Source organism: Cupriavidus sp. 96C5-1, assembly GCF_057798855.1.
In genome coordinates, this window is the sequence record NZ_JBYOJU010000018.1 from 21,441 (window position 1) to 42,478 (window position 21,038).

The window sequence follows — 21,038 nt, forward strand, 5'->3', positions numbered from 1 at the left end:
CCACGCGTATTTTGACAATGCCGCTTGCCGGTAAAGCAAGTGGCATTCTTCTTTTGTGGGGATGGATTGCCGGGGCCGGGGATGGGACGGGGCCCGTCGACATCGATGTTGCCGCCTGATCGCCCGGCGATGTCCCGGGGCAAGGGGCGAGCCGCCGCCGGCCGCGTCACTCCCCCATCCCCTTGACCATCTCCAGAAACCGGTCCCTCGCGGGATCGTCCGGTCCCGCTTTCCACACGCAATACACTTCCGACGGCACCGTATCCTGCGCCAGCGGCAGGAACACCGCCCCTGCCATCGCCGAGCGCTGCAGCGCCGCCGGCACCACCGCCACGCCGGTCCCCTGCGATACCAGCGACACCACCGATAGCCAGTGCCGTACCTCATGCCGGATCTGCGGATAGAACCCCTGCGCCGCGCACATCTCGAAGATGCGGTTGTAGTAGTCGGGCGAAGCCTTGCGCGAGAACAGGACGAATGGCTCGCCACGCAGTTCGCTCAGCGCCACGGTGGCGTGGCTGGCCAGCGGGTGGTCGTCCGGCACGCAGCACAGGAACGGCTCGCTGTGCACCAGGGCGGTGGCGAGTTCATCCGGCACGCGGTTGGTGTGGATGAAGCCGGCATCCAGCCCGTCGTGCAGCAGCGCGTCGATCTGCTCCTGCGAGTTGAGTTCGGTCAGCGCCACCTGGATGCCGGGATGGCTGGCCTGGAACGCGCGCAGGCGCTGCGGCAGGCCGCGGTACAGCATCGAGCCGACAAAGCCGACGCGCAGCCGCCCGACCGCGCCGGCTTCGATTTCGCGGGCCAGCAGGCGGGCGTCTTCAGCCTGCGCCAGCAGTGCGCTGGCCGATTCGCGGAAAGCCCGGCCGGCGGCGGTCAGGCGCACGCCGCGGCTGTCGCGCTCGAACAGCCGGGCGCCCACCGAGGCTTCCAGCTGCTGGATATTGAGCGACAGCGGCGGCTGCGAGATCGACAGGCGGCGCGCGGCGCGGCCGAAATGCAGTTCTTCGGCGAGCACAAGGAAGTAGCGCAGGTGACGGAATTCCATGGCGATATAAAAATTATATGGATCAAGCCAATTTCAGTATTAGACACGAATCGCCGGGCTTTGAATAATGCAGACAAAGCATCCGCCCGCCACCCCGCGCGCAATGCCACGGCCAGGGCTCACGCAAGTGGGCCACGCACCATAAAGAGCCGACGCAAGCACCAAAAAGCAGCAAGAGACAGCAAAACCACCAGATATCGCCAGAATGGCCCGCCAGCAGCCCGGACTTCCGCCCAGGGGCAGGCCAGGCCCTGGCCCGGCGTCATGTGCCGGCAACCACAGGAGACCCCACATGCAGACCAGCGCAGCGCGCCAGACCGTCATCCCGGCCACCGCCGCATCCGCCGCCACGCCCGCGCATCCCGTGCCCGACCAGCAGGGCGTCAACCTGTTCACCAGCGACCCGGACCTGCGCGCGCTGCTGCCGCTGTACCTGCCGCCCGACCTGTTCGCCCACCTGCTGCCCCATCTCGAGCGCATGGGCGGCCTGGCAGGCGGCGTGCTCGACGAACTCGCGCATACCGCCGACCAGAACAAGCCCACGCTGTCGCACCGCACCCGCACCGGCATCGATGCGCAGCGCATCGACAAGCATCCCGCCTACGTGGAACTCGAAAAAGTGGCCTTCTCCGAGTTCGGCCTGGCCGCGGCCTCGCACCGCGGCGGCGTGCTGGGCTGGGACAAGCCGATGCCGGCCGCGGCCAAGTACGCACTGACCTATCTGTTCGTGCAGGCCGAGTTCGGCCTGTGCTGCCCGCTGTCGATGACCGATTCGCTGACGCGCACGCTGCGCAAGTTCGGCGATCCGGCCCTGGTCGAGCGCTTCCTGCCCAATCTCACCACCCAGGTCTTCGAAGACCTGTACCAGGGCGCCATGTTCATGACCGAGCAGGGCGCCGGCTCCGACGTGGCCGCCACCACCACGCGTGCCGCCCGCGATCCCCAGGCCGAAGGCGGCTGGCGCCTGTCGGGCGACAAATGGTTCTGCTCCAACCCGGACGCCGCGCTGGCGATGGTGCTGGCGCGCGTCGAGGACGAAAACGGCGAGGCCGCTCCCGGCATCAAGGGCGTATCGCTGTTCCTGCTGCCGCGCACGCTGGCCGACGGCAGCGCCAACCAGTACCGCATCATCCGCCTGAAGGACAAGCTCGGCACGCGCTCGATGGCCAGCGGCGAGATCCGGCTGGAGGGGGCGCAAGCCTACCTGGTGGGCGAGCTGGGCCGGGGCTTCGTGCAGATGGCCGACATGATCAACAACTCGCGGCTGTCCAACGGCGTGCGTGCGGCCGGCCTGATGCGCCGCGCGCTGTCCGAGGGCCAGTTCATCGCGCGCGAGCGCCGGGCCTTCGGCAAGCGCCTGCTGGACATGCCGCTGATGCGCCGCCAGCTGCTCAAGCTCGCGCTGCCCACCGAGCAGGCCCGCACCATGGTGTTCCAGACCGCCGAGGCGCTGCGCCGCGCCGATGCCGGCGAGGCCGATGCCTATCCGCTGATGCGCGTGCTCACGCCGCTGATCAAGTTCCGCGCCTGCCGCGATGCCCGCAAGGTCACCGGCGACGCCATGGAGATGCGCGGCGGCTGCGGCTATATCGAGGAATGGAGCGACCCGCGCCTGGTGCGCGACGCGCACCTGGGTTCGATCTGGGAAGGCACCAGCAATATCGTCGCCCTCGACGTGCTGCGCGCGATCCGCCGCGAGGGTGCACTGCCGGTGCTCGATGCCCACCTGGCCGGCCTGCTGCAAGCCACGCCGCTGCATCCCGAGGCGCGCGCCGCGTTCACCAAGGCAATCTCCCGTGCCGGCACGCTGGCCGCCCGCGCCGCCGAAGCCGGAGCCGACGGCGATGTACTGGCCCGCCAGGCCGCATCCGGGCTGTACCACGTGACCAGCGCGGTCGCCATGGCCTGGGAAGCCGGCCGGATCGGCTCGGTCCGGCGCATGCGCCTGGCCCAGATGGTGCTGCTGCACCGCGTGTTGCCGCAGGACCCGCTGGCGGGCGAAGCCGAACCCGACTGGCTGGCCGAGACCATTGCGCCGCCCGCCGATGCCGCGAGCGGCACCGGCAAGGTGGAACAGGTCAACCTGTTCTGAATTCGCGCGGGAGCCGGCCGAAGCCGACAGGATGCGCCAGAACCGCTCGAGTTGACGAAGGCTGTCGCTCCCTCCTCATGGGGAGAGGGGAGCGAACAACACAGCAACAACCAGCAACAACCAGCCCCCGCAGCGCCGCCAGGACCCGGCGCCGCACACTCCGCCACGGCGTCACCCGCCCGGTGGAGACAGACCAGACAGACCAATATCAGGAGACAAGCATGACCCTCTGGCAACGTATCGCGGCGGTCGCCGCCTGCACCCTCTGCGTGGGCGTGGTCCCCGCGCTGGCGCAGAAGGCATTCCCGTCCAAGCCCATCATGATGATCGTGACCTATCCGCCCGGCGGCCCGACCGACGTGATGGCGCGCACCCTGGCCGCGGCGCTCAAGCCCAGCCTCGGGCAGAGCGTGGTGGTGGAGAACCGTGCCGGCGCCGGCGGCAATATCGGCGCCGAAGCGGTGGCGCGTGCCGAGCCCGACGGCTACACGCTGATGTTCGGCACCTCGGCCCCGCTGGCGATCAATGTCAGCCTCTACCGCAAGATCAACTACGATCCGGTCAAGAGCTTCGCGCCGGTGATCCAGATCGGCGAGTTGCCCAATGTGCTGGTGGTGAACCCGTCGGTGCCGGCCAAGAACGTGAGCGAACTGATCGCCTATGGCAAGGCGCATCCCGGCAAGCTGACCTATGCCTCATCGGGTAACGGCGCTTCCTCGCACCTGGCCGGCGTGCTGTTCAACAACCTGGCCGGCACCGACTTCCGCCACATCCCCTACAAGGGCACCGGCCCCGCGCTCAATGACCTGCTCGGCGGCCAGGTCAGCATGGCCTTCACCGACGTGCTGACCGCGCTGCCCTTCATCAAGAGCGGAAAGTTCCGCGTGCTGGGCGTGACCACCAAGGGCCGCTCGCAGGCGCTGCCCGAAGTGCCCACGGTGGCCGAGCAGGGCGTGGCCGGCTTCGACGTTTCGGTGTTCTTCGGCGTGGTCGCGCCGGCAGGCACGCCGCCGGCGGTGATCGCGAAGCTCAACCACGCGTTCGCCGACGCGCTGAAGCAGCCCGACGTGCGCAAGACCCTGCAGGCGCAGGGCCTGGAGTTCGCATCGTCGACCACGCCCGAGCAGCTTGGCAGCTTCGTCAAGGCCGAGGTTAGCAAATGGCACGGCGTGGTGCAGAAATCGGGCGCCCAGCTGGACTGAGCGCACGGGGCCGCGCAGCGAGGCTATGAACGAATGCCGGTTCGGCGGTAGTATCGACGTTTGCGAACCGGCCTGCGCCCCGGCGCACGCGATGGCATGACAGCGCAGAGGTGGGCGCCGCAACGCAGCGGCGCCCGCTTTGCCTTCATGGCAGCCCGTCGTCCCATCATCCCGGCCCTCCATGACCGCCACCAACCGAACCGACCCCGCCGTATATGAACGATCTCTCCCAGCCCGCGCCCGTCAACGAGTTTGCCGGTGAAGCGCCGGGTGTGCTGTTCGCCCTGCCGATGCCGATGGCCCGTGTCTTCGGGCTGACCGGCGTGCACGTTGACGCCAAGGAGGCGCGCGTGCGCATGGCCTATCACCCCGATCACACCAACAGCCGCGGCGACGTGCACGGCGGCGCGCTGGCGACGTTGCTGGATTGCGCGCTGTCCTGCGCCGCGCGCGGCCACGACCCGCGCCGCTTCGGCGTGGCGACGATCGACCTGTCGCTGCATTTCACCGCGCCCGGACGCGGTGAACTGACGGCCACCGCCTGGTGCGAGCGGCGCGGCCGTTCCCTGTGCTTCGCGCGCGGCGAGATCCGCGACGAACAGGGAGAACTGCTGGCGCTGGCTACCGGCACCTTCAAGCTGCTCGAGCGCGCGAGCGCGCCGGCTGCCTGAGCAGGCAACGTCAACCGTCAATAGTCAACAGTGAATAGTCAATAGGCAATCGGCAATCGCCGCAGCTACGGAACCCATTCGATGAGCAAACTCCCTGTCACCCCCGGCGCGCTCGCCGGCATCCGCGTGGTCGATCTTTCCCGCATCCTGGGTGGCCCCTTCTGCGGCCAGATCCTCGGCGACCACGGCGCCGACGTGCTCAAGATCGAGCCGCCCCAGGGCGACGACACGCGTACCTGGGGCCCTCCGTTCAAGGACGGCGTGGCCTCGTACTACTTCGGGCTGAACCGCAACAAGCGCGTGATGCGCCTGGACCTCACCACCGACGCCGACCGCGAGGTGCTGCTGGCACTGCTGGCGGATGCCGACGTGCTGGTGGAGAACTTCAAGACCGGCACGCTGGAGAAATGGGGCCTGGGCTATGACGTGCTGTCGGCACGCTATCCGCGCCTGGTGCATTGCCGGGTTTCGGGCTTCGGCGCCGATGGCCCGCTGGGCGGCCTGCCCGGCTACGATGCCGCCATCCAGGCCATGGCGGGCATCATGAGCATCAATGGCGAAGCCGGCGGCGATCCGCTGCGCGTGGGTTTGCCGGTGGTGGACATGGTGACCGGCCTCAATGCCGCGCTGGGCGTGCTGCTGGCGCTGCAGGAGCGGGAGCGCAGCGGGCGCGGCCAGTTCGTCGAGGCGGCGCTGTACGACTCGGGCCTGTCGCTGCTGCACCCGCATGCGGCCAACTGGTTCATGAGCGGCAAGGAGCCCACCCGCACCGGCAACGCGCATCCGAACATCTATCCTTACGACACCGTCGCCACCGCCACCGACCCGATCTTTCTCGCGGTTGGCAACGATCGCCAGTTCCGCATCCTGTGCGAGCACCTGGACCTGCCCGCGCTGGCCGACGACGAGCGTTACGCCACCGCGGGCGCGCGCTCGGTCAACCGTGCCTTGCTGAAGGTGGAACTGGAGGCCCGCATGGGCAAGCTGGACGGCAAGGTGCTGGCCGATACGCTGGTGGCCGCCGGCGTGCCGTGCGCGCCGGTGCTATCGGTGGCCGATGCCTTGCAGCACCCGCACACGGCGCACCGCGAGATGGTGGTGGAGATGGCGGACGGCTACAAGGGCCTGGGCTCGCCCGTCAAGCTGAGCCGCACGCCGGCCACCTACCGCTATGCGCCGCTGGCCGAGGGAGACCGGTTCCTGCCGCGCGCCGCCGCCAACGACAGCGAGTGAAGGCGGCGGCATGGCGATGGCCGCGCCTGGCGCGCGGCCATCGCCGGTGTCCGCTCAGTGCGGCACCATCCCCGTGAAGACGTAGGCCTGCAGCACGGTGATGATGCCCACGATCACCGCGAACAGCAGGCTGTGCTTGACGGTGAAGCGGAACAGCTCCGATTCCTTGCCGACCAGCCCGGTCGCCGCGCAGGCCACCGCGATCGATTGCGGCGAGATCATCTTGCCGGTCACGCCGCCGGTGGTATTGGCCGCCACCAGCAGCGTGTCGGACACGCCGATCTGGTGGGCGGTGGTGCTCTGCAGCGAGCAGAACAGCGCGTTCGACGACGTATCCGAACCGGTCAGGAACACCCCCAGCCAGCCCAGGAAGGGCGAGAAGAAGGGGAAGGCCGCGCCGGTGCCGGCCAGCAGCAGCGCCAGGGTCGACGACATGCCGGAGTAGTTCGCGACGAAAGCGAAGGCCAGCACCAGGCCGATCGACAGGATCGGGCGGCGCAGTTCCACCAGCGTCTCGCCGAAGGTAGCCAGCGCGTCGCGCGGCTTCATGCGCAGCAGCACGGCCGAGATCAGCGCGGTCAGCAGGATGGCGGTGCCGACCGCCGAGATCAGGTCGAGCTTGAACACGGCCTCGTAGGCCTTGGGCTGCGCGACGATCGGCGCGGTCTTGACGACCAGCTGGTCCAGCGCCGGCACATGGAATTTCAGCACCCAGCCGGCCAGCGCGCCGTCACCGGCGAACAGCGCCTTGAACGGTTGCAGGCTCCATACCGTGACGATGGCGGTGAGGATGCCGAACGGCGCCCAGGCACGCACGGTCTGCGCCGCGGTATAGGGCGACGCGCGGCGGCTGTCGCCCGCGGCGTTGCCGATGCCACCGGCGTTGCCGAGGCCGCCGCCCACGCGCGCCAGCGCGGCCGCGCCACCGATGCCCGCCCTTACCGCGCCGCCGGCGCGCTGGCTTGCGCCGCGCGGCTGCCATACCTTCAGGAACAGCGTCAGCGATACCAGGCTGACCAGCGCCGAGGTGATATCCGGCAGTTCCGGACCGATGTGGTTCGAGGTGAAGTACTGCGTGATCGAAAAGCTGGCGCCGGTCACCAGCGCCGCCGGCCAGGTTTCCCTCACGCCGCGCTTGCCGTCCATGATGAACACCAGCCAGAACGGCACCGCCAGCGACAGCAGCGGCAGTTGCCGGCCGGCCATGGCGCCGATGTGCATGGCGTCGATGCCGGTCACCTGGCCCGCCACGATGATGGGAATGCCCATGGCGCCGAAGGCCACCGGCGCGGTGTTGGCGATCAGGCACAGGCCCGCCGCGTAGAGCGGGTTGAAGCCCAGGCCCACCAGCAAGGCTGCGGTGATCGCCACCGGCGCGCCAAAGCCCGCCGCGCCTTCCAGGAAGGCGCCGAAGGCGAAGCCGATCAGCAGCATCTGCAGGCGCTGGTCATCGGTGATGGCCAGCACGGACGCGCGGATGATGTCGAACTGCCCGGTCTTCACCACGATCTTGTAGAGGAACACCGCGGTCACGATGATCCAGGCGATCGGCCACAGGCCATAGGCAAAGCCGAATCCGGCGGCTGCCAGCGCCTGCGGCACGGGCATGCCGTAGGCGAAGATGGCAACGCCGAGCGCCAGCAGCAGCGTGATGGCGGCGGCCACATGGCCCTTCATGCGCAGCACCGCCAGCGCGAGGAAGAAGAACAGGATGGGCACGGCCGCGGCCAGTGCGGACAGCCACAGGCTGCCTAGCGGCGTGTAGATCTGGGTCCAGGGTTGCACGGTGGGTCTCCTCCGTTGATTGCGTTTGGATGGGTATGCGTTGGGGGCGTGTCGTTGCTCGTGTCTTGTCTGTTTCTATGTTTCTTTGTTTCCTGGCTGGTTTGGGATTGCTTCCCTTTGCCAACTTCTTGTGCGACTGGCTAACTGCAAAGTCTCAAAGTCAAAGGCAGTTTCACCACCCCTGCGGGGAGTCGTATCGTCACGGCTCGCTTCGCATCGCCTTGGGTGTGGCCCGCGCACGGGCCTCACAAAAATCAGCGCGCCGGCTTACTCGGCTTGCCCGCGCTCGCGCAGCAAGTCGGACAGGCTGCGCGGCGCGGGCGTGAGCGGTGCCCGGTGCCGCGTCCAGCCGAGCTGGCGCGAAGGCGTAAGCGCACGCAGCCGCGTCGCCGCCCAGCGGAACAGCCGATAGGTGAAGGGATGCGCGAAGGCCCCGCTCCAGAAGCGCCAGATCAGGTGCTCGCCGCGGCTGTATTTCGCCCCCTGGCCGCGCAGCGGATGCGCGACGTGTTCGTCCGGCGCGCGGTTGGCTTCGGTGCGCAGGCGGATCAGCAGTTGCGGGATCGGGATGCGCACCGGACACACTTCGCCGCAGGCGCCGCACAGGCTGGAGGCGGTGGGCAGGTCGGCGGTGGCCTCGAGCCCGAGCAGGTGTGGCGAGATGATCTTGCCGATCGGCCCGGGATAGGTGGTGCCGTAGGCATGGCCGCCGATGCGCGTGTACACCGGGCAATGGTTCATGCACGCGCCGCAGCGGATGCATTGCAGGGTGGCGCGCAGTTGCTCGTCGGCATAGGCCTGGCTGCGGCCGTTGTCGAGCAGCACCAGGTGCACCTCGCGCGGGCCGTCGCGTTCGCCGCAGGCCTCGTTGCGCGGCCCGGAGATCAGGTTGAAGTAGGTGGTGATGGCCTGCCCGGTGGCCGAGCGCGTCAGCAGGCTGGCCAGCGGCACGATGTGCTCCAGCCTGGCCACCACCTTCTCCATGCCCATGATGGCGATATGCACATCGGGTACGGTGGTGGAGAGGCGGCCGTTGCCCTCGTTCTCCACCAGCCACAGCGTGCCGGTGTCGGCCGCGGCGAAGTTCACGCCGGACAAGCCGATATCGGCGTCGACGAACGCCTGCCGCAGCGCGCGCCGGCCGGTCTGGATCAGTTCGTCCACATCCTCGGTGTAGGGCGTGCCGGGGATATGCCGCTCGAACAGCTCGGCGATGTCGCCGCGCGTCTTGTGGATGGCGGGCATCACGATATGCGAGGGTTTCTCGCCGGCGAGCTGGACGATGTACTCGCCCATATCGGACTCGATGCAGTCGATGCCGCGCTCGGCCAGGTAATGGTTGAGCTCCATCTCCTCGCTGGCCATCGACTTGCCCTTGATCACGCGGCGCGCCCGGCGTGCCTGCGCAATGCCGTGCACGATGGCGTTGGCCTGTTCGGCGTTCTCGGCCCAATGCACCTGCACGCCGGCTGCCGTGAGTTTTTGTTCCAGCTGCACCAGCAGGTCCGGCAGGCGCGACAACGCATGCTGGCGCACCGCCTCGCCGAGGTCGCGCAGTTGTTCGAGTTCGTCTTCGTCGGGGAACTGCACGGCGCGCTTGGCCTGCAGGAAATCCATGGCGCCGCGGAAGCTGCTGCGCAGCTTGGGATCGTCGAGCGCGGCGCGCGTGCGTGCCTTGAAATCGGCCGCGGGCACGAAGTGCAGGGGCGCGGCGCCTGCCGCGCCGGTGGTGTTGGGTGTACTCATTGCCTGGCTCCCGTGGCCGCGCCGCGCGTGACGATGATCACCCACAGCTCGCGCGGGCCGTGCGCGCCGTAGGCCAGGGTCTGCTGGATGTCGGAGGTCTTGGACGGACCCGACACCAGCACCAGGTTGGTCGGCATGCCGGCGCTCCAGCGCTCGGCGCGGGCGGCGGCATGCAGGTCGGGATGCAGCGTATCGGTATAGACCAGCGCGATATGCAGCGGCGGCACCAGCGAGACGGTGCGCGGCGTTTGCGCGTCGGGCGCCAGGATCAGCGTGCCGGTGGCGGCGATGCCGGACCGGGCCACGGTAAAGCCGGCGTCAACGGTATCGAAGAGCTCGGCTTTCCAGGCTTCGATGGGGCGGTCGTAGGAGAGCGCCGTCACGGTGGCCGGCAGCGCGGCGGACAGCGCCGCGCCCTCCGGGCCGGACGGGTCCAGCAGCAGGCGCGTCGCGCCGGCGGCGGCGAGCCTGGCCGCCAGTTGCGCGGGCCATTCGTCGGCGCTGGCGCACCAGGCCTGCGCGTGCGATGCGCCCAGGGCCGCTTGCATGGCTTGCGCGTAGCCGGCCGCGGTGGCCGGGCCGGTGGATGCCGCTTGGCGGCGGCCTTGATAGTGCGCGTCGATGCGCGCATCCAGCTGGCTGGTATCGGCCCCGGCGGCCGGCGCGGCCGCGCGCAGGCGGCCCAGCATGCGTTCGCGGGAGGTCAGCTCGCTCATGCCTGGCCCCCGCTACGCCGCCACAGGAAGCTGGCGAGGTGCTCGACCGGCAGGGCCGCGCCCTGGTGTTTTGCCGCGTGGCCGATATTGAGCAGGCAGCCGCAATCGGCCGAGACCAGCCGGTCGCAGCCGGTGGCGCAGGCCGAGGCGATCTTGTCCTGCACCATGGCGCCGGAGATATCGGGATGCTTGAGGGAGAAGGTGCCGCCGAAGCCGCAGCATTCGGATTCGCGCTGGTGCTCGGCACGGGTGACGCCGGGCAGGGCGTCGACCAGGGCCACGCCATGCTCGCGCGTACCCATTTCCCGGCGCGCCGCGCAGGAGGTATGCAGCACCACGGTCTCGGGCGGCTGCCCGGCGGCACCGCCGGCGTCGAAGCGTACCTTCAGCACGTGCAGCAGGAATTCACTTAGCTCGTACACGCGTTCGGCGAGTTCGCGTGCCTTGGGGCCTGCCACCGGGTCGTCCACGAAGAGCTGGGGCCAGTGGTGCCGCATCATGCCGGCGCAAGAGCCCGACGGCACGATCACCGGCCATGGCTGGGCGAACAGGTCGAGCTGGGCGCGCGCCACGTCGCGCGCCTGTTCCGGGTTGCCGCTGCTATAGGCCGGCTGGCCGCAGCAGCTCTGTCCGCGCGGGAAGTGCACCGTCAGGCCTTCGCGCTCCAGCAGGCGCACCGCATCGAGGCCGGCTTGCGGCACGAACAGGTCGACCAGGCAGGTGGCGAACAGGTAGGCCTGCGCCGGGGCAGGGGGGTAGCGCCTTTGCTTCATGTCTCGCTCCGTGGGGCCGGCGCCTGGCTGCCAGGCCTGCCGATGTTTGGCGCATAATTCCGCGAGACGCGCGCCGGTTCAAATTGGTTGGACCAGGCGGGGGCGATGGATGATTTCGGAGCGGAAGATGGCGGCGGGCAGGCAGGCGCGCGGGCGCGTGGAACAGGTCATGCGGAAACTGGAAACGGCCATGCTGGACGGCACCTGGCCGGCCGGCGCCCGCCTGCCCGCGGAGCGGCTGCTGGCCGAACAATACGGGGTCGCGCGCAATACCATCCGCGAGGCCATCCAGCGGCTGGCGGCGCGCGGGCTGCTGCAGAGCCGGCAGGGCGCCGGGGTGTTCGTGACCGATCAGCTGCGCACCGGCATCGCCTCGCCCTGGCGCCAGCTGGTGGCCGACCACCCGGTGCTGCGCGACGATATCCTGGAGTTCCGCCGGGTGCTGGAAGGCGCCACCGCCTACTTCGCCGCGCTGCGTGCCGACGCCGCCGACCTCAAGCGCATCCGTGGCCTGCTGCGCGCGCTGGAGACCTCCCGCGAGCAGGACGACAAGGCGGCCGAGGCCGAGGCCGACGCCAGGCTGCACGAGGCCATTGCCCAGGCCTCGCACAACACCATGTTCCTGCATCTGCATACCAGCGTGATCGGCATGCTGCGCGAGCACATCACCATCAACGGCACCGGCCTGCGGGTGCAGGACGAAGACGCCTCCGCGCTGCTGCTGCTACAGCACCGCACGCTGTGCGAGGCGATCTGCGCGCGCCGCCCGGAGGAGGCGCGCACGGCCATGCAGACGCATATCGATTTTGTGCGCAGCCGCGTGGAAGAGGGCGCGGCTTAGGCGGAATTGGTCCAACCACGTCCGGATTGCCGGCATCCTTGCCTGCCGCCGCGGGTTTCCTGTGCCGGCGGCAGCGCCCCGCGGCGGCCGGGGATGGGCAATAGCGGGTAAATACCTACGCCTTGCCTGCCCCTCGCCGGCTCAGACCAGCCCGGCGTTGGCCAGTTCGCGCTTCAGGTAGGCGTAATAGATCGGCCCGGCGATCACGCCCGGGATGCCGTACAGCGATTCCATCAGCAGCATCACCGTCAGCAGCTCCCAGGCGGCGGCGTTGATGCGCGCGCCGATGATGCGCGCGTTGAGGAAGTATTCGAGCTTGTGGATCACCACCAGGTAGAACAGCGAGACGATCGCCATCGGCAGCGAGATCGACAGCGAGGCCACCACGATGCCCGCGTTCGATACCAGGTTGCCCAGCACCGGCAGCAGCCCGACCAGGAAGGTCAGTGCCACCAGCGTCTTGGACAGCGGCAGGTGCACGCCGAACAGGGGCAGCACCACCAGCAGGTAGATCGCCGTCAGCACGGTGTTGATCAGCGAGATCTGCACCTGGGCGAAGATGAACTGCGAGAAGGCCAGTTGCAGGTTGCGCGCCCGCTCCACCAGCGCGCTGGCCAGCGGCCTGCGGTTGGGTTTGACGATGGCGCGGTAGAGCGCCACCATGGCGCCGATCACGAAACCGATCAGGATGTGCGCCAGGGCGCGCAGTACCTCGGCGCCGAATTTCTGCGCCATCTGCGCGTGTTCGCGCAGCCAGGCGATCAGCGTGGTGGCCAGTTCGTCCACGCCGCGGGGCAGCGCGTTGCTCACCCATACCGGCAGTTGGGCGCGCGATTTGTCGATGATGTCGGCGGTGCGGATCAGCAGGGTGTCCAGGGTGTTGCCGTCGCCGCTGACGAAGCGCACCAGCCCCCACACGCCAAGCGTCAGCACCAGCAATGTGACCGACGACAGGATCGCCACCGCCAGCACGTCATGGCGCTGGTGCAGGCGCACCAGCCTGGGTGCCAGCACATCCACCAGGGAGTACAGCAGCAGGCCCGCCATCAGGGCTGACACCAGGTTGGCCTGCATCACCACCCAGAGCGCCAGGGCGGTCAGGATGTAAGCGGCCGTGCCGACACTGAACCACTTTGCTTCCGGCAAGCGGGGCAAGCGCGGCGGATCGGGTTGATTCATCAAGTCTCCTGCGTGGATGGCCGCGACGTCGGGAGGACGGGCGGGCGTCTGTGGATTGTACGTCGCTTGATTGTCCGGTGCGCGGGTGGCGATGGCAAGCGCGGACTATCGTACAAGGGCGACAACGTACGCCCGCGATTGCTATGATCGGGCTGGCGTTCGCGCATCCGCCAGCCTGCGGCCCGGCCCCTTGCCGGCGCACGGCCTGCAACGGGGCGCTCTTTCGTGGCTGACCGGGACGGATCGATCATGACCTTTGCCCACACCGTGGCGTCGCGGCGCCATTTCTTTGCCGATCTCAAGACCTTGCTGGCCAAGGCCAGCCCGGCGCGCTCGGGCGACTGCCTGGCCGGCCTCGCCGCCGCCAGCGAAGAGGAACGCATGGCCGCGCGCATGGCGCTGGCCGAGCTGCCGCTGGCGCATTTCCTGAGCGAAGCGCTGGTGCCCTACGAGGAGGACGAGGTCACGCGCCTGATTGTCGATCGCCATGACGGCCAGGCCTTCCGCGAGATCGCCGCCCTCACCGTGGGTGACTTCCGCAACTGGCTGCTGCTGCACGAGACCGACACCGCCGTGCTGGCGCGCGTGGCGCGAGGTATTACGCCCGAGATGGCGGCGGCGGTCAGCAAGCTGATGCGCAACCAGGACCTGGTGGCGGTGGCGCGCAAGTGCCGCGTGGTCACGCGCTTTCGCAATACCATCGGCCTGCCCGGGCGGCTCTCGGTGCGGCTGCAGCCCAACCATCCCACCGACGACGCCCGCGGCATCGCCGCTTCGATGATCGACGGCCTGCTCTATGGCTGCGGCGACGCCACCATCGGCATCAACCCGGCCAGCGACAACCTCGGCGCCATTGTCATGCTGCTGCGCCTGGTCGACGACCTGCGCTGCCGCTTCGACGTGCCGACCCAGTCCTGCGTGCTCACGCACGTCACCAATACCCTGCGCGCCATCGAGCAGGGCGCGCCGGTGGACCTGGTGTTCCAGTCGGTGGCCGGCAGCGAGCGCGCCAATGCCGGCTTCGGCATCAGCCTGGCGCTGCTGCGCGAGGCGCACGACGCCGCGCAAGGCCTGGCGCGCGGCACCGTGGGCAACAACCTGATGTACTTCGAGACCGGCCAGGGCAGCGCGCTGTCGGCCAATGCGCACCATGGCGTGGACCAGCAGACCATGGAGGCGCGCGCCTATGCGGTGGCGCGCGAGTTCTCGCCGCTGCTGGTGAACACGGTGGTGGGCTTTATCGGCCCCGAATACCTGTACGACGGCAAGCAGATCATCCGCGCCGGGCTGGAGGACCACTTCTGCGGCAAGCTGCTCGGCGTGCCGATGGGCTGCGACGTCTGCTACACCAATCATGCCGAGGCCGACCAGGACGATATGGACACGCTGCTGACGCTGTTCGGCGTGGCTGGCATCAATTTCATCATGGGCGTGCCCGGTGCCGACGACATCATGCTGAACTACCAGAGCACTTCCTTCCACGACGCGCTCTACCTGCGCGACACGCTGGGCCTGCGGCCGGCGCCGGAGTTCGAGGACTGGCTGCAGCGCATGGGCATCCTCGACGCGGACGGACGCCTGCTGGAGCTGGCCGAGCGCCAGCCGCTGCTGCAACTCGCCCACGGCCTGTGAGGGCCGCCCGATTCCACCGCGCACGTCCGGGGCCGCCGCCATGAGCCAGAAGCTGATCCACGACAACCCCTGGCAACGCCTGCGCCAGTTCACCGTGGCGCGCATCGCGCTGGGCCGCGCCGGCAACAGCCAGACCACGGACACGGTGCTCGCCTTCGGCCTGGCACACGCGCAGGCGCGCGATGCGGTGCACCTGCCGCTGGCGCGTGCCGTCATCGAGCAGGCGTTGCGCGATGCAGGCTTTGCCAGCGTGGCAGCGCACAGCGCTGCGGCCGATCGCCAGCACTATCTGCGGCGCCCGGACCTGGGCCGGCAGCTCGACCACGCCAGCCGTGCAAGCCTGGCGCAGGCGCGCCCGGCTGATGCGCCCGACGTGGTCTTCGTGATTGCCGATGGCCTGTCCGCGCGGGCTGCCGAACGCCATGGCGTGCCGCTGCTGCTGGCCGCGCGCGAGCGCCTGCCCGGCTGGCGTATCGGGCCCGTGGTGGTGGCCGAACAGGCGCGCGTGGCGCTCGGCGACGAGGCCGGGCTGTTGCTCGGCGCGCGGCAGGTGGTGATGCTGATCGGCGAGCGGCCGGGGCTCAGCTCGCCCGACAGCCTGGGGGTCTATCTCACCCACGACCCGCGTCCCGGCCGCAGCGACGCCGAGCGCAACTGCATCTCCAATGTGCGCCCGGAAGGACTGTCCTATGCGCAGGCCGCCGACAAGCTTGCCTTCCTGCTGCGCGGCGCGCTGGCGCTGGGGCGCAGCGGCGTGGACCTGAAGGATGACAGCGGGCATGCGGCGCTGCCGGCGTCCGGCGTAAAGACCGGCTGAGAGACCGATCGACCCGGCCGCCCACGCGGGCGGCCGGGCGTAGCCGTGCCGTTTTGCCATCGCACCACAACAAACAAAGAAGAAATTGCCATGAAGCTCCGCCGCCACGCTAGACTTCCTGCGATCCCCGCCTGGCAACCGGCTGGAAGCGCTGGGAGGGAACCGCAAGGGGCAGCACAGCATCCGGGTCAACGATCAGTGGCGAGTGTGCTTCGTTTGGACGCCAGACGGCCCGGAGGCCGTCGAGATCGTGGACTATCACTGAAAGGAGATCACCATGGCCCGCTTCCAGAACGGTATGCGACCGATCCATCCCGGCGAAATCCTCCGCGAGGAGTTTCTGGTTCCTCTGGGTATGAGCGCCAACGCGCTCGCTGTGGCACTGCATGTCACCGCGGCCCGCATCAACGACATCGTGCGCGAACGCCGGGGGATTACGCCGGACACCGCCATGCGGCTGGCGCGCTACTTCGGCGGTGATGCCGAGTCCTGGCTCAACCTGCAACAGGCTTATGACCTGAAAATCGCGCAGCGCGAACACGGCAAAGAGATTGCTGCCCAGATCGCGCCACGCGACCTCGCGGCAGCTTGAACACATGACGGCGCGAGCTGGGGCAGGCAACTTGCGATTTGCGCGCGCTCGCTTGCGGCATCAATGCGCCTTCATCAAGCGGGATCGAACACCCGCCCCGGACTGAGAATATTGTGCGGATCCAGCGCCCGCTTGAGCAACCGCATCAACCCCAGCTCCTCCGGCGTGCGCGAGCAGTGCAGGTAGGGTTTCTTGTGAAAGCCGATGCCGTGCTCGGCGGAGACGCTGCCTTTGAACGCCTGCACTACGCCGTACATCACATCCGAGATTTCGTGCTCGGGAAAGTCCGCGTCGGTGGCGCCGGGCAGGTACACGCTGACATGCAGGTTGCTGTCGCCCACGTGGCCGAAGTTGACCAGCTCGGCATGCGGCCACGCCGCCAGCACGCGCTCGCGCAGCGTAGCCGCGAACTCGCCGATGCGGCCGATCGGCAGGCTGACGTCGTAGGCGGCATTGGGTGCCCACATCACGGGGAATTCGGCCACCGCGTCGCGTAGTTGCCAGAAGCGCTGCGCTTCCTTGTGGCTGGACGCCACCGCGGCGTCCTGGATCAGGCCGGCTTCCATGGCGGATTCCAGCATGCCCTGGAAGGCGGGGGCGTCCTGCGCGTCGTCATTGCCCTGCAGGTCGAGCAGCACGTAGAACGGGTGGCCCTGCGGCAGCGGCGCGCGCACGCCCGGCACGCGCGTGGTCACCAGCTGGTAGAAGTCCGCCCACATGGCCTCGAAGGCGGAGAGCCGGCCCGAGAGCTTGCGCTGTGCGTGGCGCAGCAGCGACACCACATCCTCGTAGCTGGAGAGCGCGCACAGCGCGGTCTGGGTGGCCGAGGGCAGCGGCGCGAGCCGCAGCACGGCGCGGGTGATCACGCCCAGCGTGCCTTCGCTGCCGACGAAGAGCTGGCGCACGTCGTAGCCCGCATTGTTCTTCTGCATCTTGTTGAGCGACGACACCACCGTGCCGTCGGCCAGCACGGCTTCCAGGCCCAGCACCTGGTCACGCATCATGCCGTAGCGGATCACGCGGTTGCCGCCTGCGTTGGTGGCGATATTGCCGCCGATCTGGCAACTGCCGCGCGCGCCCAGGTCCACCGCCAGCAACCAGCCGGCCGCGCGCGCGGTCTCTTGCGCGGCCTGCAGCGTGGTGCCCGCCATCACCGTCATGGTGCCGGCCTGCGCATCGATTTCTTCCACGCCGCGCATGCGTTCCAGCGACAACACAACCTCGCCGCCTTCCGGCGTCGCCGCGCCGGCCAGCCCCGTCAGGCCGCCCTGCGGCACCACCGGCTGGCGCAGCCGGTGGCACAGCGCGAGCACCGCGGCCACTTCCTGCGTGGTGCGCGGGCGCACCACGGCCAGCGGCGGCACCGCGCCGAGCGGCGCGTACCAGTCCTTGCGGAAGCGGGTCTCGATGGCGTCGCCCGCCTGCAGGCCGGCGGGGTCGAGCAGCTTGGCCAGTTCGGCGATGATGGTGTCGGTCATGGCAACGATATCCGGGTATGGAAAGCAGCAATGCTAGGAGAAGCCGGCGGTAGCCGTAAGGGCCAATTCAGGTCGGCCGCATGGCGCCACGATATCACTCAGTCCGGCCGAATTCCCGCGGCCTGCACCACGCCTTGCCATTTGCGCAGCTCGGCGCGCACCAGCTCGCCCAGCTGCGCGGGCGTGCCGGCGCGCACGTAGGCGCCCTGTTCCGCAATCTTGAGCGATACGGCCGGGTCCGCCAAGGCGTCGTTGAGCGCCCGGTTCAGTGTCCTGACGACGTGCGCGGGCGTCGCGGCAGGCGCGAACATGGCGTACCACTGATCGACAGAAACGCCGTCCACGCCAGCCTCCTTGAGGGTCGGGACGTTGGCGAGCAAGGGTGTGCGCGTCTCGCCGGCCACCGCCAGCGCGCGTATCCTGCCGTTCACGATTTGCGGATAGGCGGTAAACAGGCTGGGAAACATCACCTGGGTATTGCCGGCGATCACGTCCAGCAAGGCCGGCGCGGAGCCCTTGTACGGGACATGGAGCAGCTCTGCGCCGGTGACGAGGCGGAACAGTTCCGCAGTCACGTGCGGCGCCGTCCCGTTGCCCGCCGACGCATAGCTCAACTGCGCCTCCTTGTTTCTGGCCAGGGAGACGAGTTGCATGACGTCAGCTGCCTTGACGGCGGTATTGATGACGAGCAAGGTCGGCGAGCTTGCCACCATGCCGACGGGTACGAAGTCCTTGACCGGGTCGTAGCGCAGTCTTTGCAGTGCGGGACCGATGCCGTGCGTGGCTATATAGCCGAACAGCAGGGTATGGCCGTCCGGTTTCGCGCGGGCGACGTACTCGGAGGCGATCGCGCCATTGGCGCCGGCGCGGTTCTCGACGATCACCGGCGTGCGCAGGCCAACGCTCATATGCTGCGCCAGCACACGGGCCATGGCGTCATTGGCGCCGCCAGCCGCGGTGGGTACCACGATGGTGATGGACTTGCCGGGAAAGCTCGATGCCGGGGCCGGTACAGTGGCAGCCGCAACGGGCAGCGTGATGCCGGCGAGTATCAGCAAGCCCAGCGCGAGGCCGGTGCGGGTTGCACGAATCATGTCTTGTCTCCTCTCTTATCGGAATGGCGTGGTTGCCGCCAGTCTAGAAACAGGCGTCCGTCGGTACCGACAGGTACCCCTTCATGATGCGGCGCGCGGTCCGCAGCAGGCTCGCGCCGCGCACCCGTACGTCCGAGCCGATGCGCTCGGCACGGACCTCGATCTCGATGCGCCCGGCCGGGTGCAGGATCGCCGCGCATCCGCCGCCCGGGCCGCCCCCGGCATCGGCATAGCGTGCGACGAGCGTACCGGGGGTGAACATGGCGGCGGCCAGACCGATCGCGCCGGTGACCGCGTGCGCCTGGTGGCAACGCGTCGGCGTGAAGTAGCGGGAGACCACGGCGCCGCGTTCGCGGGCCGCGCTGATCAGGGCGGGTTTTGGCACCACGCTGTCGCCTACGTCGCCCATCCCCATGCGTTGCCCCGCCTTGCGCCGCAGCGCTTCCAGCCTCGCCAGCAGGGGCAGGTCGGCGTCGAGCAGGGCTGGCGCCTCGTCGCCGCGCAGGCCGAGCGACTCGGCGGCCACGATCATCAGCGGCATGGCCGCATCGATGCATGTCACCGGCACGCCATCGATCATTTCCAGCCGGCTGCCGCTCGGGAACAGAGCGCCGGTCATGCCGCCCCAGGTATCCGCGAACTCCAGCAGGATGGGCGCACCGGTGCCGGCGACACCGTCGATGCGTGCGTGGCCTTCGTAGGTGACGACGCCTCCGGGTGTATGGATCAGCGCCTGCACCACGGTGGCGGTATTGAGATTGAAGATGTGTACCCGGGTCCGGTCTCCGGCGGCCTCGACCAGCCCTTCCTCCACCGCAAAGGGCGCCACCGCTGCGAGCATATTGCCGCAATTGGGGCGGGTGTCCACCACGGCGCGGTCGGTCGCCACCTGGGCGAAGAGGTAGTCCACGTCGCAGCCGGCGCGCGCCGAGCGGGAGACGATGGCCACCTTGCTGGTCAACGGGTGGCCACCGCCGAGTCCATCTACCTGAAGCGCATGCGGCGAACCCATTGCCGCCAGCAGTAAGCGATCCCGCCTGGCCGGGTCCGCGGGCAGCCAGTCCGCGCGGAAGACCGGACCGCGCGAAGTGCCGCCGCGCATCAGTACGCAGGGAATGTCATTGTGCATGGCGACCATGATGGCGGGCGTGGCATACTTTGTGAATTGCAATGCTGTGAAGGACAGTTGCGTGGCACGCATCAATTTCGATCTGCAGGAACTGCAGGCCTTTGTTGCCGTGGCGGAGCGCGCTTCCTTTCGCGCGGCGGCGGAGGACCTGCATTTGTCGGCGCCCGCCCTAAGCCGGCGCATCGAGAAGCTCGAGCTGCTGCTCGGCGTGCGGCTGTTCGAGCGCAGCACGCGGCATGTCTCGCTGACCAATGTGGGAAGGCTCTTTCTCGATCACGCGCGCACCGCGCTGGAGGAACTCGAAAGCGCGATGCTCGGCATCTCCGATCTCGCCGTGCAGCGCAGCGGACTGGTTACCGTGGCGTGCGTGCCGTCCGCCGCCTACTATTTCCTGCCTTCGGTGCTGACGGCGTTCTCCGCGCGCCATCCGCGCATCCGCGTGCGTATCCTCGACGAGAGCGCCAACACCGTGCTGAACGCCGTGATCGGCGGGCGCGCGGACTTTGGCATCAGCTTCATCGGTACGCAGGAACCCGAGGTGGAGTTCGAGAGCATATTCAGCGAGCGCTTCGTGCTGGCCGTGCGGCGCGATCACCGGCTGGCGGCGCGGCGCAGGATACGGTGGGAGGAACTGGCCGACGAGCGTTTCATGACTGTCGACAAGTCAAGCGGCAACCGCGTGCTGATCGACGCGGCGCTGGCGCAACTGGCGCGCCGGCCGTCGGGCTTCTTCGAGGTGGCGCACGTCTCGTCGCTGCTGGGCCTGGTGGAGGCCGGCCTGGGCGTAGCGGCGGTGCCGCGGCTGGCGCTGCCGGTCGAGGGCCACCCGACGCTGCGCGGCATTGCGTTGGTGGCGCCGGAAGTCTCCCGCACGCTTGGCTTGATCGCGCGGCGCGGCAAGCCGGTCTCGGGCGCCGCGCGGGTGCTCTACGACTTGCTGAGGAAGGCCGCGCGGCGCGCGCGCTGAGATATCCGGGAGCGGCGGCCCCGTACGGAACGGTAGCCGCGCT

General features: G+C 68.9%; 18 protein-coding genes and 1 pseudogene. 10 read left to right on the forward strand and 9 right to left on the reverse strand.

Annotation, left to right across the window (positions count from 1 at the left end):
• Positions 1 to 166: 166 nt before the first annotated feature.
• Positions 167 to 1,048 carry a LysR family transcriptional regulator gene (locus AC3FOF_RS20000; protein ID WP_488727572.1) on the reverse strand — a complete coding sequence of 294 codons (882 nt, stop codon included), beginning with the start codon at positions 1,046 to 1,048 and terminating at the stop codon, positions 167 to 169.
• A 292-nt stretch (positions 1,049 to 1,340) separates the two neighbouring features.
• On the opposite strand from AC3FOF_RS20000, the gene AC3FOF_RS20005 reads away from it, so the two are divergent.
• From AC3FOF_RS20005 to AC3FOF_RS20020, 4 genes are all read left to right on the forward strand, one after another.
• Positions 1,341 to 3,140 carry an acyl-CoA dehydrogenase family protein gene (locus tag AC3FOF_RS20005; protein WP_488727573.1) on the forward strand — a complete coding sequence of 600 codons (1,800 nt, stop codon included), beginning with the start codon at positions 1,341 to 1,343 and terminating at the stop codon, positions 3,138 to 3,140.
• 221 nt (positions 3,141 to 3,361) lie between these two features.
• A complete protein-coding gene (locus AC3FOF_RS20010) occupies positions 3,362 to 4,342 on the forward strand; it encodes a Bug family tripartite tricarboxylate transporter substrate binding protein (protein ID WP_488727574.1) in 981 nt (326 codons plus the stop codon).
• Between the two features lie 215 nt (positions 4,343 to 4,557).
• Positions 4,558 to 5,013, forward strand: a complete 456-nt coding sequence (locus tag AC3FOF_RS20015) for a PaaI family thioesterase (RefSeq protein WP_276268776.1) — start codon at positions 4,558 to 4,560, stop codon at positions 5,011 to 5,013.
• A gap of 81 nt (positions 5,014 to 5,094) precedes the next feature.
• Positions 5,095 to 6,246, forward strand: coding sequence for a CaiB/BaiF CoA transferase family protein (locus tag AC3FOF_RS20020; RefSeq protein ID WP_276268777.1), 1,152 nt, complete (start codon positions 5,095 to 5,097; stop codon positions 6,244 to 6,246).
• Between the two features lie 54 nt (positions 6,247 to 6,300).
• Here AC3FOF_RS20020 and AC3FOF_RS20025 read toward each other — a convergent pair whose 3' ends face one another.
• From AC3FOF_RS20025 to AC3FOF_RS20040, 4 genes are all read right to left on the reverse strand, one after another.
• Positions 6,301 to 8,031, reverse strand: coding sequence for a lactate permease LctP family transporter (locus tag AC3FOF_RS20025; protein ID WP_488727575.1), 1,731 nt, complete (start codon positions 8,029 to 8,031; stop codon positions 6,301 to 6,303).
• Between the two features lie 267 nt (positions 8,032 to 8,298).
• Positions 8,299 to 9,777, reverse strand: coding sequence for a LutB/LldF family L-lactate oxidation iron-sulfur protein (locus AC3FOF_RS20030; protein ID WP_488727576.1), 1,479 nt, complete (start codon positions 9,775 to 9,777; stop codon positions 8,299 to 8,301).
• Positions 9,774 to 10,493 carry a LutC/YkgG family protein gene (locus AC3FOF_RS20035; protein ID WP_488727577.1) on the reverse strand — a complete coding sequence of 240 codons (720 nt, stop codon included), beginning with the start codon at positions 10,491 to 10,493 and terminating at the stop codon, positions 9,774 to 9,776. The genes AC3FOF_RS20030 and AC3FOF_RS20035 overlap by 4 nt, the downstream gene beginning before the upstream one ends.
• Positions 10,490 to 11,266 (reverse strand): (Fe-S)-binding protein, encoded by a 777-nt coding sequence (locus tag AC3FOF_RS20040; RefSeq protein WP_276268781.1) that lies wholly within the window; start codon positions 11,264 to 11,266, stop codon positions 10,490 to 10,492. The genes AC3FOF_RS20035 and AC3FOF_RS20040 overlap by 4 nt, the downstream gene beginning before the upstream one ends.
• A gap of 127 nt (positions 11,267 to 11,393) precedes the next feature.
• Between AC3FOF_RS20040 and AC3FOF_RS20045 the strand changes: the two genes are divergently transcribed.
• Positions 11,394 to 12,107, forward strand: coding sequence for a FadR/GntR family transcriptional regulator (locus tag AC3FOF_RS20045; RefSeq protein WP_488727578.1), 714 nt, complete (start codon positions 11,394 to 11,396; stop codon positions 12,105 to 12,107).
• Between the two features lie 141 nt (positions 12,108 to 12,248).
• On the opposite strand, the gene AC3FOF_RS20050 is transcribed toward AC3FOF_RS20045, so the two are convergent.
• Positions 12,249 to 13,286, reverse strand: coding sequence for an AI-2E family transporter (locus AC3FOF_RS20050; RefSeq protein ID WP_017230630.1), 1,038 nt, complete (start codon positions 13,284 to 13,286; stop codon positions 12,249 to 12,251).
• A 249-nt stretch (positions 13,287 to 13,535) separates the two neighbouring features.
• Here AC3FOF_RS20050 and AC3FOF_RS20055 point away from each other — a divergent pair, with 249 nt between their 5' ends.
• From AC3FOF_RS20055 to AC3FOF_RS20070, 4 genes and pseudogenes are all read left to right on the forward strand, one after another.
• On the forward strand, positions 13,536 to 14,918 hold the full coding sequence (locus AC3FOF_RS20055) for an ethanolamine ammonia-lyase subunit EutB (protein ID WP_276268782.1): 1,383 nt from the start codon (positions 13,536 to 13,538) through the stop codon (positions 14,916 to 14,918).
• Positions 14,919 to 14,958: 40 nt separating this feature from the next.
• Positions 14,959 to 15,735, forward strand: a complete 777-nt coding sequence (gene eutC, locus AC3FOF_RS20060; RefSeq protein WP_488727579.1) for an ethanolamine ammonia-lyase subunit EutC — start codon at positions 14,959 to 14,961, stop codon at positions 15,733 to 15,735.
• A 97-nt stretch (positions 15,736 to 15,832) separates the two neighbouring features.
• Positions 15,833 to 16,000: pseudogene (locus tag AC3FOF_RS20065) on the forward strand (type II toxin-antitoxin system RelE/ParE family toxin); the annotation flags it as partial.
• Between the two features lie 12 nt (positions 16,001 to 16,012).
• On the forward strand, positions 16,013 to 16,327 hold the full coding sequence (locus AC3FOF_RS20070; protein WP_017231076.1) for a HigA family addiction module antitoxin: 315 nt from the start codon (positions 16,013 to 16,015) through the stop codon (positions 16,325 to 16,327).
• A 74-nt stretch (positions 16,328 to 16,401) separates the two neighbouring features.
• Here the strand turns inward: AC3FOF_RS20070 and AC3FOF_RS20075 are convergent, their stop codons facing one another.
• The 3 genes from AC3FOF_RS20075 to AC3FOF_RS20085 form a co-directional block, all read right to left on the reverse strand.
• Positions 16,402 to 17,805 carry an FAD-binding oxidoreductase gene (locus AC3FOF_RS20075; RefSeq protein WP_488727580.1) on the reverse strand — a complete coding sequence of 468 codons (1,404 nt, stop codon included), beginning with the start codon at positions 17,803 to 17,805 and terminating at the stop codon, positions 16,402 to 16,404.
• Positions 17,806 to 17,903: 98 nt separating this feature from the next.
• Positions 17,904 to 18,899, reverse strand: a complete 996-nt coding sequence (locus AC3FOF_RS20080) for a Bug family tripartite tricarboxylate transporter substrate binding protein (RefSeq protein WP_488727581.1) — start codon at positions 18,897 to 18,899, stop codon at positions 17,904 to 17,906.
• A 43-nt stretch (positions 18,900 to 18,942) separates the two neighbouring features.
• Positions 18,943 to 20,100, reverse strand: a complete 1,158-nt coding sequence (locus AC3FOF_RS20085; RefSeq protein WP_346430330.1) for a 4-oxalomesaconate tautomerase — start codon at positions 20,098 to 20,100, stop codon at positions 18,943 to 18,945.
• Between AC3FOF_RS20085 and AC3FOF_RS20090 the strand changes: the two genes are divergently transcribed.
• A complete protein-coding gene (locus tag AC3FOF_RS20090; protein WP_488727582.1) occupies positions 20,090 to 20,995 on the forward strand; it encodes a LysR family transcriptional regulator in 906 nt (301 codons plus the stop codon). The two genes, AC3FOF_RS20085 and AC3FOF_RS20090, sit on opposite strands and share 11 nt — an antisense overlap.
• Positions 20,996 to 21,038: the final 43 nt, after the last annotated feature.